Source organism: Rhizobium sp. PL01, assembly GCF_033447125.1.
Taxonomy (GTDB): Bacteria; Pseudomonadota; Alphaproteobacteria; order Rhizobiales; family Rhizobiaceae; genus Pararhizobium.
Genome location: NZ_JAWQUM010000002.1, coordinates 200,514 through 215,273, shown reverse-complemented (window position 1 = coordinate 215,273; position 14,760 = coordinate 200,514). Strand labels below are relative to the sequence as shown.

The 14,760-nt window shown below is 58.9% G+C and carries 15 protein-coding genes; 10 read left to right on the top strand and 5 right to left on the bottom strand.

Features of this window, described 5'->3' with window-relative positions; all coding sequences use genetic code 11:
- Nucleotides 1-3: 3 nt before the first annotated feature.
- From R6X40_RS05425 to R6X40_RS05410, 4 genes are read right to left on the bottom strand one after another with little or no spacing between them, the layout of a single operon-like run.
- Nucleotides 4-333, bottom strand: a complete 330-nt coding sequence (locus R6X40_RS05425; RefSeq protein ID WP_318411671.1) for an XdhC family protein — start codon at nucleotides 331-333, stop codon at nucleotides 4-6.
- A gap of 18 nt (nucleotides 334-351) precedes the next feature.
- Complete coding sequence (locus tag R6X40_RS05420; RefSeq protein ID WP_318412363.1) at nucleotides 352-1,605, bottom strand: VWA domain-containing protein; 1,254 nt, start codon at nucleotides 1,603-1,605, stop codon at nucleotides 352-354.
- Between the two features lie 4 nt (nucleotides 1,606-1,609).
- Complete coding sequence (locus tag R6X40_RS05415; protein ID WP_318411670.1) at nucleotides 1,610-2,539, bottom strand: MoxR family ATPase; 930 nt, start codon at nucleotides 2,537-2,539, stop codon at nucleotides 1,610-1,612.
- 27 nt (nucleotides 2,540-2,566) lie between these two features.
- Entirely contained in the window at nucleotides 2,567-3,124 is a 558-nt protein-coding gene (locus tag R6X40_RS05410) for a flavin reductase (protein ID WP_412178331.1), read from the bottom strand.
- A gap of 120 nt (nucleotides 3,125-3,244) precedes the next feature.
- On the opposite strand from R6X40_RS05410, the gene R6X40_RS05405 reads away from it, so the two are divergent.
- The 7 genes from R6X40_RS05405 (at nucleotide 3,245) to R6X40_RS05375 (ending at nucleotide 9,212) form a co-directional block, all read left to right on the top strand.
- A complete protein-coding gene (locus tag R6X40_RS05405; RefSeq protein ID WP_318411669.1) occupies nucleotides 3,245-4,333 on the top strand; it encodes a branched-chain amino acid ABC transporter substrate-binding protein in 1,089 nt (362 codons plus the stop codon).
- On the top strand, nucleotides 4,330-5,337 hold the full coding sequence (locus R6X40_RS05400; RefSeq protein ID WP_318411667.1) for a P1 family peptidase: 1,008 nt from the start codon (nucleotides 4,330-4,332) through the stop codon (nucleotides 5,335-5,337). Before R6X40_RS05405 ends, R6X40_RS05400 begins: the two co-directional genes overlap by 4 nt.
- Before the next feature lie 86 nt (nucleotides 5,338-5,423).
- The gene (gene rpe, locus R6X40_RS05395) at nucleotides 5,424-6,101 is read left to right on the top strand and encodes a ribulose-phosphate 3-epimerase (RefSeq protein WP_318411666.1); all 678 of its coding nucleotides are present in this window, start codon (nucleotides 5,424-5,426) and stop codon (nucleotides 6,099-6,101) included.
- Nucleotides 6,098-6,835 carry a DUF2259 domain-containing protein gene (locus R6X40_RS05390; protein ID WP_318411664.1) on the top strand — a complete coding sequence of 246 codons (738 nt, stop codon included), beginning with the start codon at nucleotides 6,098-6,100 and terminating at the stop codon, nucleotides 6,833-6,835. The genes rpe and R6X40_RS05390 overlap by 4 nt, the downstream gene beginning before the upstream one ends.
- Nucleotides 6,832-7,386, top strand: a complete 555-nt coding sequence (locus tag R6X40_RS05385) for a hypothetical protein (protein ID WP_318411663.1) — start codon at nucleotides 6,832-6,834, stop codon at nucleotides 7,384-7,386. Before R6X40_RS05390 ends, R6X40_RS05385 begins: the two co-directional genes overlap by 4 nt.
- Before the next feature lie 62 nt (nucleotides 7,387-7,448).
- Nucleotides 7,449-8,750: an adenylosuccinate lyase gene (gene purB / locus R6X40_RS05380; protein ID WP_318411662.1), complete on the top strand. Its 1,302-nt coding sequence runs from the start codon at nucleotides 7,449-7,451 to the stop codon at nucleotides 8,748-8,750.
- Nucleotides 8,751-8,906: 156 nt separating this feature from the next.
- Entirely contained in the window at nucleotides 8,907-9,212 is a 306-nt protein-coding gene (locus tag R6X40_RS05375; protein ID WP_318411661.1) for a PilZ domain-containing protein, read from the top strand.
- Nucleotides 9,213-9,284: 72 nt separating this feature from the next.
- Here R6X40_RS05375 and R6X40_RS05370 read toward each other — a convergent pair whose 3' ends face one another.
- A complete protein-coding gene (locus tag R6X40_RS05370) occupies nucleotides 9,285-10,091 on the bottom strand; it encodes a DUF2189 domain-containing protein (RefSeq protein ID WP_318411660.1) in 807 nt (268 codons plus the stop codon).
- 225 nt (nucleotides 10,092-10,316) lie between these two features.
- Between R6X40_RS05370 and R6X40_RS05365 the strand changes: the two genes are divergently transcribed.
- The 3 genes from R6X40_RS05365 (at nucleotide 10,317) to R6X40_RS05355 (ending at nucleotide 14,705) form a co-directional block, all read left to right on the top strand.
- Nucleotides 10,317-10,871, top strand: a complete 555-nt coding sequence (locus R6X40_RS05365) for an alpha/beta hydrolase (RefSeq protein WP_318411659.1) — start codon at nucleotides 10,317-10,319, stop codon at nucleotides 10,869-10,871.
- A 121-nt stretch (nucleotides 10,872-10,992) separates the two neighbouring features.
- Nucleotides 10,993-13,596 (top strand): EAL domain-containing protein, encoded by a 2,604-nt coding sequence (locus R6X40_RS05360; RefSeq protein ID WP_318411658.1) that lies wholly within the window; start codon nucleotides 10,993-10,995, stop codon nucleotides 13,594-13,596.
- Nucleotides 13,597-13,919: 323 nt separating this feature from the next.
- A complete protein-coding gene (locus R6X40_RS05355) occupies nucleotides 13,920-14,705 on the top strand; it encodes a class I SAM-dependent methyltransferase (protein ID WP_318411656.1) in 786 nt (261 codons plus the stop codon).
- The last annotated feature ends 55 nt before the right edge of the window (nucleotides 14,706-14,760 follow it).

The following is a 14,760-nucleotide window of genomic DNA, read 5'->3' as shown; positions in this document are numbered from 1 at the left end:
CGCCTATCCCAGCCTTTCGACATAGATGCGGATACGGCCGCCGCACGACAAGCCAACCCGCCAGGCGGTCTCGTCGGCAACACCAAACTCGAGAACCCGTGCCGTACCGGACGTGATTACCTCGGCAGCCTCGACTATCACCGCCCCCTCGACGCAACCGCCCGAAACCGAGCCGTGAAAATTACCCTGAGAATCAATCACCAGATGGCTGCCGACCGGTCTCGGCGCCGAGCCCCAGGTTTCGATGACAGTCGCGATGGCAACGCCGCGTCCGCCGGCCTGCCACTCCTCGGCAACCGTCAGCGGATCGGGGTAAAGAGGTTGGCCCAGCATATGCTTCCTCCTGTTGCTCTATCGCCGGGATATGAAACGGCGTGGATCGGCATCGCGTGATGTTTTTCCGGAAAGAGCCTGCGCCAGATCGGACACCGCTTCAAGATTATGCACCGCGCGAAATTCGTCAACATGCGGCAGCATGGCACGAACGCCCCGCGCCCGCGCCTCGAAACCATCGAAACGCAGCAACGGGTTGAGCCAGATCAGACGGCGGCACGACCGGTGCAGCCGGTCCATCTCCGTTTCCAGTTCGCCGATATCGTCGCGCTCCAGCCCGTCGGTAATCAAAAGCACGATCGCGCCCTGCCCCAGCACCCGGCGCGACCAGAGACGATTGAATTCATGCAGGGTTTCGCCAATCCGCGTGCCGCCGGACCAGTCGCTGACGGCGCGGATGCAATCGTCCATCGCCACATCCGGGTCGCGGTTCTTCATTTGCCGGGTCACGTTGCTCAGCCGGGTGCCGAACAGGAACGTGTGAACCCGGCGGCGCTTTTCGGTCAGCACATGCAGGAAATGCAGGAAGATGCGGGTGTATTGGCTCATCGAGCCGGAAATGTCGGCAAGGACGACCAACGGCGGATGGATGGTCTTCTGTTCCCGAAACCGTGGAAGAATGAGATCACCGCCGGTTTTCATCGCATCGCGCATCGTCGCACGCGGATCGATGCGGCGCGGCCGGTGCGACGTGCGAAAGCGGCGCGTCTTGACTTCATCCATCGGCAGGACCAGTGCTGACAGAGCCTTTTTCGCCAGAGCAATCTCGGCTGCCGACATCTGGGCGAAATCCGCCCGGCGCAGCAATTCCGTACCGGACGCCGTAAACCGCGCATCGATCTCGATATCCGGTTCATCCCGCACCGGCCGTTGCGCATCGCGATCGGCAAACAGGGCATCGCTGATGCGGGCTTCGCCTGCGCGACGCGGAGCCTTCTCACGGGAATCGGGCGCCACCGGCGACATCATCGCGATCATCTTACCAATCAGGTCTCGCGACCTCCAGAACAGCCGGAACGCTTCGTCGAACAGCGCCTGATCTTCATGGCGCTTGACGAAAATCGATTGCAGCGTTGCATAGAATTCGTCGCGGGACCCGATGCCGATCAACGCAACGGCTTCGATCGCGTCGGCAACCGCCCCCGGACCTATTTTCAGCCCGGCTTTTCGCAAGGCACGGGCGAAGAAAACGATATTGTCGGAAAATCGCCCGTCGCCCTCAGGCAAGGGTGGTAAAATGGCGCCGTCATTCGTCCGGGCAGCCGCTACCATGGCATCACCCCGCCGCCAGAAGTTCGGCCTTGACGTCAGCGAGGATTTTGCGGCCGTCGCCACCATCGATCCGTGCGATGTCATCCTGGTATTTCAAGAGCGTACCGAGCGTATCGGAGATGGTTTCCGGATCGAGTGCCAGACGGTCAAGCTCGGTCAGCGCTGTCGCCCAGTCGATGGTTTCAGCAACACCCGGGTTTTTGAACAGATCAAGCGTTCGCAGTCTCTGAACATAACCGACGATTTCGCGGGACAGGCGCTCGTTGCAGCCCGGCACCTTTCGGCGGATAATCTCCAATTCTTGCGCAGCCTTTGGGTAGTCGACCCAGTGATAAAGGCAGCGGCGCTTCAATGCGTCATGGACTTCGCGGGTGCGATTGGTGGTGATGATGACGATGGGTGGCTCCTGCGCCCGGATTGTCCCGAGTTCCGGAATGGTCACCTGAAAATCAGACAGGACCTCAAGCAGAAAAGCCTCGAATGCCTCGTCGGTGCGGTCAAGTTCATCGATCAGGAACACCGGCGCCTTGCCGGCCTCGGCCGAGATGGCCTGCAGCACCGGGCGCCTGATCAGGTATTTCTCCGAAAAGATGTTGCTCTCGATTTTCTGGCGATCGGCTGTGCCAGCGGCTTCCGACAGCCTGATCTCCAGCATCTGCGCCGGATAGTTCCACTCGTAGACGGCCGAGGAAATATCGAGGCCTTCGTAACACTGAAGGCGGATCAGCGGCCGGTCGAGCGTCTTTGCCAGAACCTTGGCGATCTCCGTCTTGCCGACACCGGCCTCGCCCTCGAGAAACAGCGGACGCTTCATTCTGAGCGACAGGAACAGCACGGTCGAAAGTGCGGTTCCGGCGAGGTAATCGCCGGATTCCAGCATCTCCATGGTCTCGGCGATAGAGGCGGGCAATGCGCCATTCGCGTATGTCGTCATGTTTGCCCAGCTCCCTTGGGAGGAAATCTATAACGTGCGGTAGTCCCGGTCCAGATAGACGAGCGCCGGTTTCTGCTGACCGAGCGTGACGGCAACGACCTGGCCGAACAGGACGATATGCGTGGCGACCGTCTTGATATCGATCAGTCGGCAATCGAATGCTGCTACAGCCTCGTTCAGGATCGGCGCACCGGTCTTCAGCTCGCCCCAGGTGCCGTGAGAGAAACGCTCCGACGGATCGACATGATTCTTTCCGGAGAAGACATGAGCGAGGTCCAACTGCTCGGCACCGAGAAGATTGAGCGCGAAGCTGCCGCTTTCAGAAAAGATGTCGTTGCGCGGATTGGCGCCGTTGAGGCAGACGAGTAATGTCGCTGGATCGTCGGAGACCGAGCAGGCGGCCGTGATCGTCACGCCGCGCCGCACGCCCTCATGGGCCGCCGTGACGATATGCACATGCCCAGCCAGCCGGCTCATGGCATCACGGTAGGTCAGCGGGTCCAGTTGGGTCTTGTCCAACACGGCAGTCTCCAGATCGATGTAGGTTTTTAACACATAGAGATTGCGCCGAAATATGAAACCCATTGTCCGGTTTTTCTTCGTCATTTACGGCAATTGCCATCCCTCCGGCGCCTGTTCCGATCTTTTCCTTTGACCCCTGCGGCCACATCTTTAAAACATGGGCGTTCTCAACTGGATAAGCGCATGTTTCGTTCGATTTTTGCCAGCCTTGTTATTGCCGGATCGGTGCACGCCGCCCCCGCTTTGGCTGCGGGCCTGAAGATCGCCGTCGTCGCCCCGGCGGACGGGCCGTTTGCGCTGCTTGGACAACAGATGCTGGACGGTGCCCGCTTCCAGGCGGAGGATCGTGGCTCGGAAATCATCGCCATCCCGGAAACCTGCGAAGCGAAGGATGCCGAGAGCCTGACAAAGGCACTGCTCGCCAGTGGCGCCGAGGCAGCGATCGGCTTTCTGTGTACGGAAAGCCTGGAGGCGGCGTTGCCGGCATTGGCCGAGGCCGGTATTCCGGCGCTGACGCTGAGCGTGCGCTCCGATATCCTGATGGAAGACGCACTGAAAAAGAAATGGCCGTTCTTCCGGCTGGTACCAAGCGCCAAGGCCGAAGCGGCCAAGGTGACCGAAATCATTCTGTCGCGCTGGAAGAACGAGCCGTTGGGACTGATCGAGGACGGGACGATTCACGGGCGCGAACTGGTGGAAAGCGTGCGCGGCGCGCTGGCCAAAGTCGGCCTCACCCCAACCTTCTCCGATACCTATCGCCCCGCCCAGGAACAGCAGGTCAGCCTTGTCCGCCGACTTGCCAAGAGCGGCGCGACGCATGTGTTTACCGGTGGAGACCGCGCCGATACGGCCATCATCGCCCGCGACGCCGCGTCCGAACAGGTGGCGCTGACGCTGATGGGTGGTGAGGCGCTCGCTGCGGCAAACCTGCCGGTTCCTCTGGCAAATGGGGTTCTTGCCGTGTCTCTGCCCGATTATGCCACTCTGCCAGACGCCAAGGGTACGGTTGATGCCATGACGGCGGCAAAGCTGCTTCCCGAGGGCTATGTGCTTCCTGCATTTGCGGCTGTGACGCTGCTGGAGCAGGCGAAGGAGCAGGCAGGCAAGGATGGCGGCCCGGTGCTGGATGCACTTGCCAAGGGCCCTTACCAGACCGCTCTCGGCTCCCTTCGCTTCAACGCAAACCACGAGCTGGCAGAAAACCCCTATCGCCTGCTGGAATGGCAAAACAACCGGTTCATCACCGCTCCGGCAGTTTCTGGAAGCCCATGATGCGAACCGGGCCGCGCAATGCGATTACCGATGTCGGCGGCCTCAAGGTCGGCAATGCCGAGGATCATCGTCTGAAATCCGGCGTATCCGTCGTCGTCTGCGATCAACCGGCTATCGCCGCCGTCCAGGTTCTGGGTGGCGCCCCCGGTACGCGGGAGACCGATCTGCTGGAGCCGCACAACACGGTGCAGACAGTCGATGCCATCGTTCTGTCGGGCGGCTCGGCCTTTGGGCTCGATGCGGCCTCCGGCGCGCAGGCCGCCCTGCGCCAGATGGGTCGCGGCTTTCCCGTCGGCAACCTGCATATCCCGATCGTTCCAGGCGCCATCCTGTTCGACCTGATCAATGGTGGCGACAAGGACTGGGGAATTTATCCTCCTTATCGCGAGCTTGGATATGCAGCCGTGCAGGCAGCGGCCTTGGAGTTTTCGACCGGCAGCGCAGGAGCAGGAACGGGCGCTTTGACGGCCACGTTCAAGGGCGGGCTCGGCACGGCCTCGACCATCCTAGACAACGGCATTACCGTCGGCGCGCTGGTCGCCGTCAATGCACTCGGGTCCGCCACGATCGGCGACACACGGCATTTCTGGTCGACACCGTTCGAGGAAGATAGAGAATTCGGTGGCCTTGGGATGCCACATCCGTTTCCGAAAGACGCCCGCGATCTGCGGATCAAGTTCCGCGGCAATCAGAGCGAAACGAAAAATACCACGATCGCCGTCATCGCCACCGATGCGGTCCTGACCAAAGCTGAAGCAAAACGGCTGGCTATCGCAGCGCATGACGGTTTTTCCCGTGCACTCTGGCCATCGCACACGCCGCTTGACGGTGACCTGGTCTTTTCGCTGGCGACCGGAACGAGCGGCAAGACCATTTCGCTTGACGAATTCATCGAGCTTGGCGCTGCGGCGGCATCCACCATGGCCCGTGCAATCGCCCGTGGTGTGCATGATGCGACAGCTCAGGAAAACGATCTGCTTCCCATTTGGGCGAAGCAAATCTAGACTCTGCGCGATGGTGACGCGGCAAGATCTGTTGTTTGCCGCGAAAAGCGATGCTATTGCCCGCAAAACAGTTGGAGCCCCCTATCATGCCCCTGCCTATCCGCATCGCCCCCTCCATTCTCGCGGCTGACTACGCCAAACTCGGACAGGAAGTGCGCGACGTCGTTGCCGCCGGTGCCGACTGGATCCATCTCGACATCATGGACGGCCATTTCGTTCCGAATATCTCGTTTGGCCCCGACGTCATCAAATCGCTGCGGCCGCATACCGACGCCTATTTCGATTGCCATTTGATGATTGCACCGGCCGATCCCTATCTCGAAGCCTTTGCGAAAGCCGGCTGCGACAGCATCACCGTGCATGCGGAAGCAGGCCCTCATCTCGACCGTTCGGTTCAGGCGATCAGGGCGCTCGGCAAGAAAGCCGGTGTCTCGATCAATCCGGCAACGCCCGAGAGCGTTCTCGACTATCTGCTCGACAAGATCGATCTCGTTCTGGTGATGACGGTCAATCCGGGTTTCGGCGGCCAGAAGTTCATTCCGGCCATGGAAGAGAAGCTCCGCCGCATCAAGGCGATGATCGGCGACCGGCCGATCGACATTCAGGTCGATGGCGGCATCGCGCTGGATACGATCGCACTTCCGGCATCCGCCGGTGCCAATGTCTTCGTCGCCGGTTCGGCGATCTTCAGCGGCGGTCATGTCGATGCCTACCGCAAAACCATCGATACCTTGCGCAGCAACGCAGAAGGAGGCCGCGGATGAGATTGCCGGGCCGGATAGCGGCGACATTGCTTGCCTCGGCATTTTTTGCCGGCGCTGCCTGCGCTGGCGATTTCGCCTCGTTCCAACCGATCGGCTTTTCCGCGGATGGCAGCATCTTTGCCTTCGAGGAATACGGCGTTCAGGATGGCTCCGGATTTCCCTATTCGAACATCTTTTTCATAGATACCCGCAACGACACGTTTCTGGCCGGAACGCCGATCCGGCTGCGCATCGATGAAGAAAACACCAGCCTTGCCAAGGTGCGAGCGCAAACTGCCGCAAAAGCTGCTCCGTTTGTCGAAAAATTCGATCTTGGCGCCAATCCCGGCCTGATGGCCGCCTTCAATCCAGTGACGGAGGTCGATGGCGACGCCCATCGCCTGACCTACCGGCAATATGCCGTCCAACCGCCCGTCGGCGGCGATTTTACACTGTCGCTCGATGACATTCCCCTACCGCCGTCGGCACAATGCAAGGACGCCACGCCGCAATCGACCGGTTTTCGCCTCACCTTTCAGACAGAGGACGGCAAGGCATCCAACCGCGTCCTGCACGCCGACACGAAAATTCCAGACAGCCGAAAATGCCCCTTGGGTTATCGTATCGGCGGTGTGATGGTGTTCAATCCGCTGGAGGGCGAGCCGGTGCATGTCGCCCTCGTCCAGGTGCTGAGCCTCGGCTTCGAAGGCGCTGACGGCCGCTGGATCGCGGTTCCGGCTTCAATGACGCCATGAGTGCACCCAGGCACGGCGGAACGAACGAACAGCGAGGTCTGACGCAGAAAGTGGCACAGCGGCTCCGTGAGGCTGTGCCGGGGCTCTGGGAAACTCTGATTGGTGCGCCTTTGTGGGGTGTGATGATGGCCGTGTCGGCACTCGCAGCGCTCTATTTGCGCAACGGCGCCGAGACCTCGCACCTGTCCGGTATTCTTGTCCTGTTCTTCGCAGGTGGTCTGGTTTCCTGGCCATTCGCATTGCTGCTTGGCCGTTTCGGCGCCATCGGCAGGGGCCGGGAGACCCGCTTTGCGGCATTCTTCCTGTGTCTGACCGTCTGCACCATCGTTGCCACGGGTATTCTTTTTGCCCTCGATTACCGGATTTTCTATGCCCGCTGGCACGCACCCTTCGGCACCGGCACCTGGGTCTACCAATTCACGTTCACCTCTGCGAGCGCGATCTATCAGTTCATCGTCATGGGCATTCGTCTCTATTTGCCGCTCGGATTCGCCGCTCTCGCATTGACCAGCCTGTGGCTGGCCTACCGGATGCCTGAACAGCAACGTTGAGATTGCCGTCTATCTTTGCTAGAGGCTCAGCCAACTCCCATCGTGACGAAAGCTGAAAGCCCATGATCCCCCGTTACTCCCGGCCGGAAATGGTGGCCATCTGGTCGCCGGAAACCAAATTTCGCATCTGGTTCGAAATCGAAGCCTATGCCTGCGACGCGCTGGCTGAGCTCGGTGTCATCCCCAAGGACGCCGCCAGGACGATCTGGGAAAAAGGCGGCGCTGCCAATTTCGATGTCGCACGCATCGACGAGATCGAAGCCGTCACCAAGCATGACGTCATCGCCTTCCTGACGCATCTGGCCGAATTCATCGGTCCCGACAGCCGGTTCGTCCATCAGGGCATGACATCGTCCGATGTGCTCGACACAACGCTGAACATCCAGCTGGTGCGCGCGGCCGATCTGCTGTTGGCCGATCTCGACCGCGTGCTCACAGCCCTGAAGACCCGGGCCTTCGAACACAAGGATACGGTTCGCATCGGCCGCAGCCACGGCATCCATGCCGAGCCGACCACGATGGGCCTGACCTTTGCCCGCTTCTATGCCGAAATGAGCCGCAACCGCGCCCGTCTGGTCGCCGCCCGCGCAGAAATCGCCACCGGCGCAATCTCCGGCGCTGTCGGCACCTTTGCCAATATCGACCCGTACGTCGAGGAATATGTCTGCGAAAAGCTCGGCCTCGTCGCCGAACCGATCTCCACCCAGGTGATCCCGCGCGACCGTCATGCGATGTTCTTCGCAATACTCGGCGTCATCGGCTCTTCGATCGAAAACGTTGCCACCGAAATCCGTCACATGCAGCGCACTGAGGTTCTGGAAGCAGAAGAATTCTTCTCGCCGGGCCAGAAGGGCTCGTCGGCCATGCCGCACAAGCGCAACCCGGTCCTGACCGAAAACCTGACCGGCCTTGCACGTCTGGTGCGCATGTCGGTCGTTCCCGCGATGGAGAACGTTGCCCTCTGGCACGAGCGCGATATCAGCCATTCCAGCGTCGAGCGCACTATCGGCCCGGATACGACAATCACCCTCGACTTCGCCCTCAACCGTCTGGCAGGCGTCATCGAAAAGCTGGTGATCTACCCGGAAAACATGCTGAGGAACATGAACAAGTTCCGCGGCCTGGTGATGAGCCAGCGCGTGCTTCTGGCCCTCACCCAGGCTGGCGTATCGCGTGAGGACAGCTACCGTCTGGTACAGCGCAATGCCATGAAGGTTTGGGAAAAAGGTGCGGACTTCCTCGAGGAACTACTGGCTGACGCGGAAGTCCGTGCAGCCCTGCCGGAAGCGGAAATCCGCGAAAAGTTCGATCTTGGCTATCACACCAAGCATGTCGATACGATCTTCCGCCGCGTCTTCGGCTGATCGACCTCTGCAGAGAGCCAACGGCTCTCTGCATTTTTCCGGCTGAATTGTCCGATTTCGACCCAGTTCGTTCAATTGCAACTGAACTCCTCAAGCCTTTCGTCAGCCGTCTGTAGGAGACTACGAAGGAACGAAGGCGCAAGAATTGGGGGGAACATGCCGCACCAGCAGACAATCGAACGCAAAGCCACGCGCACGGCAACGAAATTCACCGGTGAGGTAACCTGCAAGGGTGGATCAAGCCGAGGGGTCGTCAAGGACCTGTCGCCAGCCGGGATTTGCTTTCAGCTCTATTTCGATATCGACGCCAAGACCGGCCAGGAAGTCTCGATCCAAAGCGACGAGTTCGGCCATTTGACCGGTATGGTCCAATGGTATCGCGGTGACAAGATCGGCATCCGCCTAGATGCGTCCTCCAACACATCGGCGCAGATTTCATCCTATTTCAAATATTTCCGCTAGGTCGCCCGTATCGAAGCAACAGACATGCCACCCTGCCGGCGGCATGTCTGTCAATCGCCGGGTAAAGCGGCGTTACTTGCCTTTCGTAACGACAACCATCTTGCGGTAGAGGTGCCATGTGGCATGTCCGAGGATCGGCATGATCACGGCGAGACCGACGAAAACCGGGATCGAGCCGATTACTAGACCGGCAGCGACGATCAGCCCCCAGACGGCAACCGGAACCGGATTGGCAAGCGTTGCACGCACCGATGTTTCGATCGCAGCAACAGCGCCGACATCCCGCTCAAGCAGCAGCGGAAACGACACGACCACCGTTGACAGCACGATCACCGCAAAGACGAAACCAACCGCATTGCCGACCAGGAACAGGGACCAGCCCTGTTCGGTGGCAAAAACCTGATGCGCCAATTGCGAAAGCGATGTCGCCGGCACGTCGCCGAACAGTTTCATGTAGAGAGCCTGCGCGACCACCAGCCAAACGACGAATAACACCACCAGCATGAAAGCCAGTCCGAGGATCGATGCCAGCGCCGGAGAACGGCGGACGGCAAAGACATGCCGCCATGACGTGTCCATGCCGATCTCCCGGCGTCTGCTGATCTCGTAGAGACCGATGGCCGCGACCGGGCCGAGCAGGGCAAAGCCGGACGCCAGGGGGTAGAGCAGCGGCAGCATGTTGACGCCCGAACTCCAGGTGGCCAGCACGACGCCGGCGATCGGATAGATCAGGCAGAGAAAGACATAGTGGGACGGCTTTGCGTTGAAATCCTGCCAACCGAGGCGCAGAGCATCGAAGACGTCGGCGACGCCGATCCTGCGAATGTCCGGATGTGCGAGCCCGGCGCCGGATCCTGCCATTACATGAAATGCTGTCATGACCAATTCTCCTCCTGGAACACGCGTCGTCACGTCATTCGAGAACAATCAGTATTTCAAGTTTCGAGGGGATTTTGGTATCCTTGACCGCGAATCCCATGTTCTCGATATCGGATACCTGCCGACAAGGGGCGTCGTGTTCAATCGCCCATGCAATCAGCATATACCAGATTTGCACGCCATACACTTGACTTCCGCTCTCCTCGACCTCAAATCGCCGTTATCATGAAAGCATCCGAAGCAGATATCCTGATCGTACCCGGCTACACCAATTCCGGACCGGACCATTGGCAAACCCGATGGCAGAACAAACTGGCCTCCGCGCGGCGCGTCGAGCAGGCCGAATGGGCAAAGCCCGTCCGGGAGGACTGGGTCAAACAGTTGATCGACGACGTCAATGCCGCAACAAAGCCTGTTGTCATCGTTGCGCACTCGCTCGGTGTTGCAACAGCGCTTCATGCGCTGCCGCATATCGAAAAGAAGATCGCCGGTGCCTTCCTCGTGGCACCACCGGAAGTGACCAATCAGAAAATCCGCCCGAAGCATCTGATGACGTTCGGTCCTTATCCGCGCGCGCCTCTGCCTTTCCCAAGCCTGGTCGTCGCAAGCCGCAACGATCCATTCGGAACCTATGAGCATGCCGAAGAGATGGCCAATGCCTGGGGCTCTCTGCTGGTGGACGCTGGTGAATCCGGACATATCAACAGCGAATCCGGTCACGGTCCCTGGCCGGAAGGCACGATGGTTTTTGCCCAGTTCCTCAACCGGCTCAAGCCTTGATACCTCTGCGTCGCATAAACTGCGCTTAACAACGCCCTCCTATTAATGGGACTTTTGTTTTAATAGGACTTTCATTGTCGTCGGTCATGATGCCCGAAAACCATTCGGGAACGACCGGCACGTGACAACCGCCAGCAAAAGCAGAAATCCGCGGCCAAAGCCGGCAGCGACCGGCGCGTTGCCGGACGCTGCGGCCGTTATGGATTGCGCGCCACTCGGGTATTGCTTGCTCGAGCAGGATGGCTGCATTCGCCAGGTCAATGCAGCATTCTCGAATGCTCTCTCGTTGTCGCCCGACGCGATCCTTGGCCATCTTATCCAGCACTTCGTGTATGGTGAGGACGCTGCTCTGCTGAGCGCCATGATGGCGGATATCGCAGCGGACGGAGCCCTGCCGAAGCAATGTGAGCTCCGTCTGGTACAACCGGACGGCTCAACCAGCTGGGTCATGGCCTCGCTTTCCCAAATGACCGGCCCTTCGCCGTGGACTATTCTGCAAACCCAGTCCATCGACCACCTTAAACAGTCCCTCACCACCCTGCAGAAGAGTGAAACCCGCTGGAAATACGCACTCGAAAGCGCGCACCAAGGGGTTTGGGATCACGACTTCAGCACGAACGAACTCTTTTACTCCATTCCCTGGAAAAATCTCCGTGGCATGGCGGCGGATGCGCCGGTTGACGGCTCCCTCGATATCTGGATCGAAAATGTCCACCCGGCGGACCGCGAGCATGTGCTTGAATGCATTCGCCGTCAGGATCAGGGCGAAGTCGAGTTCAATACATTCGAGTACCGCGAACGCCATGCTGACGGTCACTGGATCTGGATCGAAAGCCGCGGCGCCTCGATCGAGTGGACACCGGAGGGCAAGCCAAGCCGGATCATCGGCACCGACACCGATATTTCCGAACGCAAGAAAGCCGAGGCTCAGCTTGAAGAAATATCGCGACGGCTGAGACTGGCTCTCGACGTCTCGAAAGTCGGCGTTTTTGAAGCAAATCTCGATACCGGCAGCATCATACGCGACAAGCAGCTCCTGTCGATCTATGGGCTGGATCCGCAACTGCCGGGCATCTCAGCTTTCGAAGAGAGGTTGCACCCGCAAGATCGGGATGCAGCCCTCGCAAGGGTCGCAGCGGGCGTGGCCTCGACCGTTCCCTTCATGAATGCCTTTCGCATCATCCGGCCCGACGGGGAAATCCGCCACATCCGCTCCAGTTCCGTTACGTTCACCGACAATGAAGGTGCACACAAACTTATTGGCGCCAACTGGGATGTGACTGAGGACGTCACCTTGCGCGAAGATCTGGAAAGAGCCCGGCAATTGGCTGAGGCGCGCAATCTGGAACTTGAGGCGGCGCGGACACGGATCGAATACAATGCGCTGCACGACCATCTCACCGGCCTGCCGAACCGGCGCTTCCTGGACCAGCGCCTCGACGAATGGATTGCCCACGAAGTCGACTATTGTGCGATCCTTCATATCGATCTCGACCGGTTCAAGCAGATCAACGACACGCTCGGCCATCAGGCCGGGGATGCCATGCTGGTGCATACGGCAAACGTACTTTCCGCGATCATTGGAGAGCATGATTTCGTTGCCCGTATCGGCGGCGACGAGTTCCTGGTGTTGTGCGACGCCCGTCGGTCGCAGGATGATGTCATCTTGCTCACTGACCAGATTATCGAAGCCCTGCGTCAGCCAGTGGCCTATGATGGGCACCTGTGCCGGTTCGGCGCCAGCGTCGGCATCGCCTGGGCCGACGATGTTACCGCCGACGCCAAGCAGTCTTTGATGAACGCCGACATAGCCCTTTACCGAGCCAAGGGACTTGGCCGCAACCGCTATGAATTTTTCACCCAGCAACTGCAAACGCAGATCCATCATGCCAAGCACACCGCTGATGAAATCATCAAAGGGCTCGAAGACGGCGAATTCGTTCCCTTCTATCAACCGCAGTTTGACGCGCATACGCTCGATATCACCGGCGTCGAGACGCTGGCTCGCTGGAAGCACCCGCGGCACGGATTACTGGCGCCCGACTATTTTCTGAAGATTGCGGAAGATATCAACGCGCTGACGGCAATCGACCGGTGCATCGCCGAGCAGGCCTTGAGCGATTTTAGCCGTTGGGAAACGCATGGTCTTGGTATCCCGCGCATCTCCGTCAACGTCTCGTCACCACGGCTGCGAGAGCCTGGCCTGATCGACAGCCTGCGGCAGTTGAACATACCACGCGGAAAACTGTCATTCGAACTGCTGGAATCGATTTTCCTCGACGATCTCGACGAAGATTCCTCACAAATTCTCAATGATCTCAGCGCTCTCGGCATCGACATCGAAATCGACGACTTCGGAACAGGCCATGCCTCGATCATCGGCTTGATGAAGCTCAACCCCAGCCGCTTGAAAATCGATCGTGCTCTCATCCGGCCGATCACCGAATCTGGCGAGCAACGCAAGCTGGTCGGCTCGATCATCGACATCGGTCGCTCGTTGAGTATCAAGGTGGTGGCAGAAGGCGTCGAAACGCACCAGCATGCCGAAATCCTGCGCGATCTCGGCTGTGATACGCTACAGGGCTACGCGTTCGCGCGTCCGATGTCGTTCGTAGACCTCAGTCACTTCGTGACAGCGGCGAAATGGCGGGAGAAACCGGAGATGCATATGGCAGGCCCCGTATTGCCTTCCGCAAAACCGGGCAAGACTGTCCTGCTTGGCTAAGAGTGTTTGCAGTTCTGCGCAAAGTTCGCCATGAGCCATCTCGTTGTAAAACAAGTTGATTGCTTAAATCATGCGCAAGACAAGCGTGCGCTTAGCGATGGAAAATCAGGAAATTCGGTCCGTTTCTGACAGTAAAAATGAGATCTTCATATCGCTATTTTGCCTAATAAAGGCCTTACTTATGAAATCTCCTGCGCCTTGAAGTAAACACTCTTGAGTGCGTGGGATTCCCTTCCGCAAAAAGCCTTGCGGTCAATCTATCGGCTCACGTATCCGATTGAATCCTCCCTTCGCACTGTTGTCAAAGACTGGATCGCGATCTGATGAACTCAGCCATTCGAAAATTCATATTCCGTGATCTCCAGACGATCGAGGGCTATATCGATCCACCGGACGCGCTTGTCTTCCTTTCGCTTTTGCAAACCCAGACAGACGCAGACCTGGGCGGCGGCATCGCGGAAATTGGCGTATTTTATGGCCGCTCCTATTTTCTGCTGAGAAAAATCGCTGGAAACGACGAGAAGATATTGGCCATTGATCTTTTCGACATCAGCCAGACGACCAAAGACATGCCCTCTCAATACACCCGGTTTGTGGAAAACGGGCGCCGTCTCGGCATGCCCGTGAACGAAGACCTGATCATCAGAGGCGACAGCACCATGCTGGCACCGTCACAGTTGACCGCGAAGATCGGTAAAATCCGGTTTTTCAGCATAGATGGAGGGCACCGGCTTCAGCATGTCACCGCGGATAGCACACTGGCAATGGCGACCCTCGCGGATCATGGCGTCATCGCATTTGACGATACGTTCAATCCAGCCTGGCCGGAGGTCACCGTCGGTGTGGCCGATTTCCTGCGCACTAGCGGCGGCGCCTTTTCCGCGTTCTGCATGACCAAATACAAGACCTATGTCTGCCGCCGCGAATTCCACGAGTTCTACAGTGATCTGATCGCGAATTCAGCCGACCTCGCAGCTTTCGATCATGTGGAAACGGAATTTCTGGGCTCGAAGGTTGCCCGTCTTCACAATCCGATCAGCCGCCGGATGGTCTACGAACTGATGGTTCGATCAGGGATGGGCGCTTTTTCCGAGCGCGTTTATCGATAAACGAAACGCTAATAGCTGGACGGCCAATCGATATTGCAAAGACATCCGGAAACAG

Bases quoted from the DNA above. Each gene is read 5' to 3' on its own strand.
- R6X40_RS05375 (WP_318411661.1), top strand. From the start codon at position 8,907: ATGCCGCACCAGCAGACAATCGAACGCAAAGCCACGCGCACGGCAACG.
- R6X40_RS05420 (WP_318412363.1), bottom strand. From the start codon at position 1,605: ATGGTAGCGGCTGCCCGGACGAATGACGGCGCCATTTTACCACCCTTG.
- rpe (WP_318411666.1), top strand. From the start codon at position 5,424: ATGCCCCTGCCTATCCGCATCGCCCCCTCCATTCTCGCGGCTGACTAC.
- R6X40_RS05415 (WP_318411670.1), bottom strand. From the start codon at position 2,539: ATGACGACATACGCGAATGGCGCATTGCCCGCCTCTATCGCCGAGACC.
- R6X40_RS05390 (WP_318411664.1), top strand. From the start codon at position 6,098: ATGAGATTGCCGGGCCGGATAGCGGCGACATTGCTTGCCTCGGCATTT.
- R6X40_RS05405 (WP_318411669.1), top strand. From the start codon at position 3,245: ATGTTTCGTTCGATTTTTGCCAGCCTTGTTATTGCCGGATCGGTGCAC.
- R6X40_RS05400 (WP_318411667.1), top strand. From the start codon at position 4,330: ATGATGCGAACCGGGCCGCGCAATGCGATTACCGATGTCGGCGGCCTC.
- purB (WP_318411662.1), top strand. From the start codon at position 7,449: ATGATCCCCCGTTACTCCCGGCCGGAAATGGTGGCCATCTGGTCGCCG.
- R6X40_RS05370 (WP_318411660.1), bottom strand. From the start codon at position 10,091: ATGACAGCATTTCATGTAATGGCAGGATCCGGCGCCGGGCTCGCACAT.
- R6X40_RS05365 (WP_318411659.1), top strand. From the start codon at position 10,317: ATGAAAGCATCCGAAGCAGATATCCTGATCGTACCCGGCTACACCAAT.
- R6X40_RS05410 (WP_412178331.1), bottom strand. From the start codon at position 3,124: ATGGGTTTCATATTTCGGCGCAATCTCTATGTGTTAAAAACCTACATC.
- R6X40_RS05385 (WP_318411663.1), top strand. From the start codon at position 6,832: ATGAGTGCACCCAGGCACGGCGGAACGAACGAACAGCGAGGTCTGACG.
- R6X40_RS05355 (WP_318411656.1), top strand. From the start codon at position 13,920: ATGAACTCAGCCATTCGAAAATTCATATTCCGTGATCTCCAGACGATC.
- R6X40_RS05425 (WP_318411671.1), bottom strand. From the start codon at position 333: ATGCTGGGCCAACCTCTTTACCCCGATCCGCTGACGGTTGCCGAGGAG.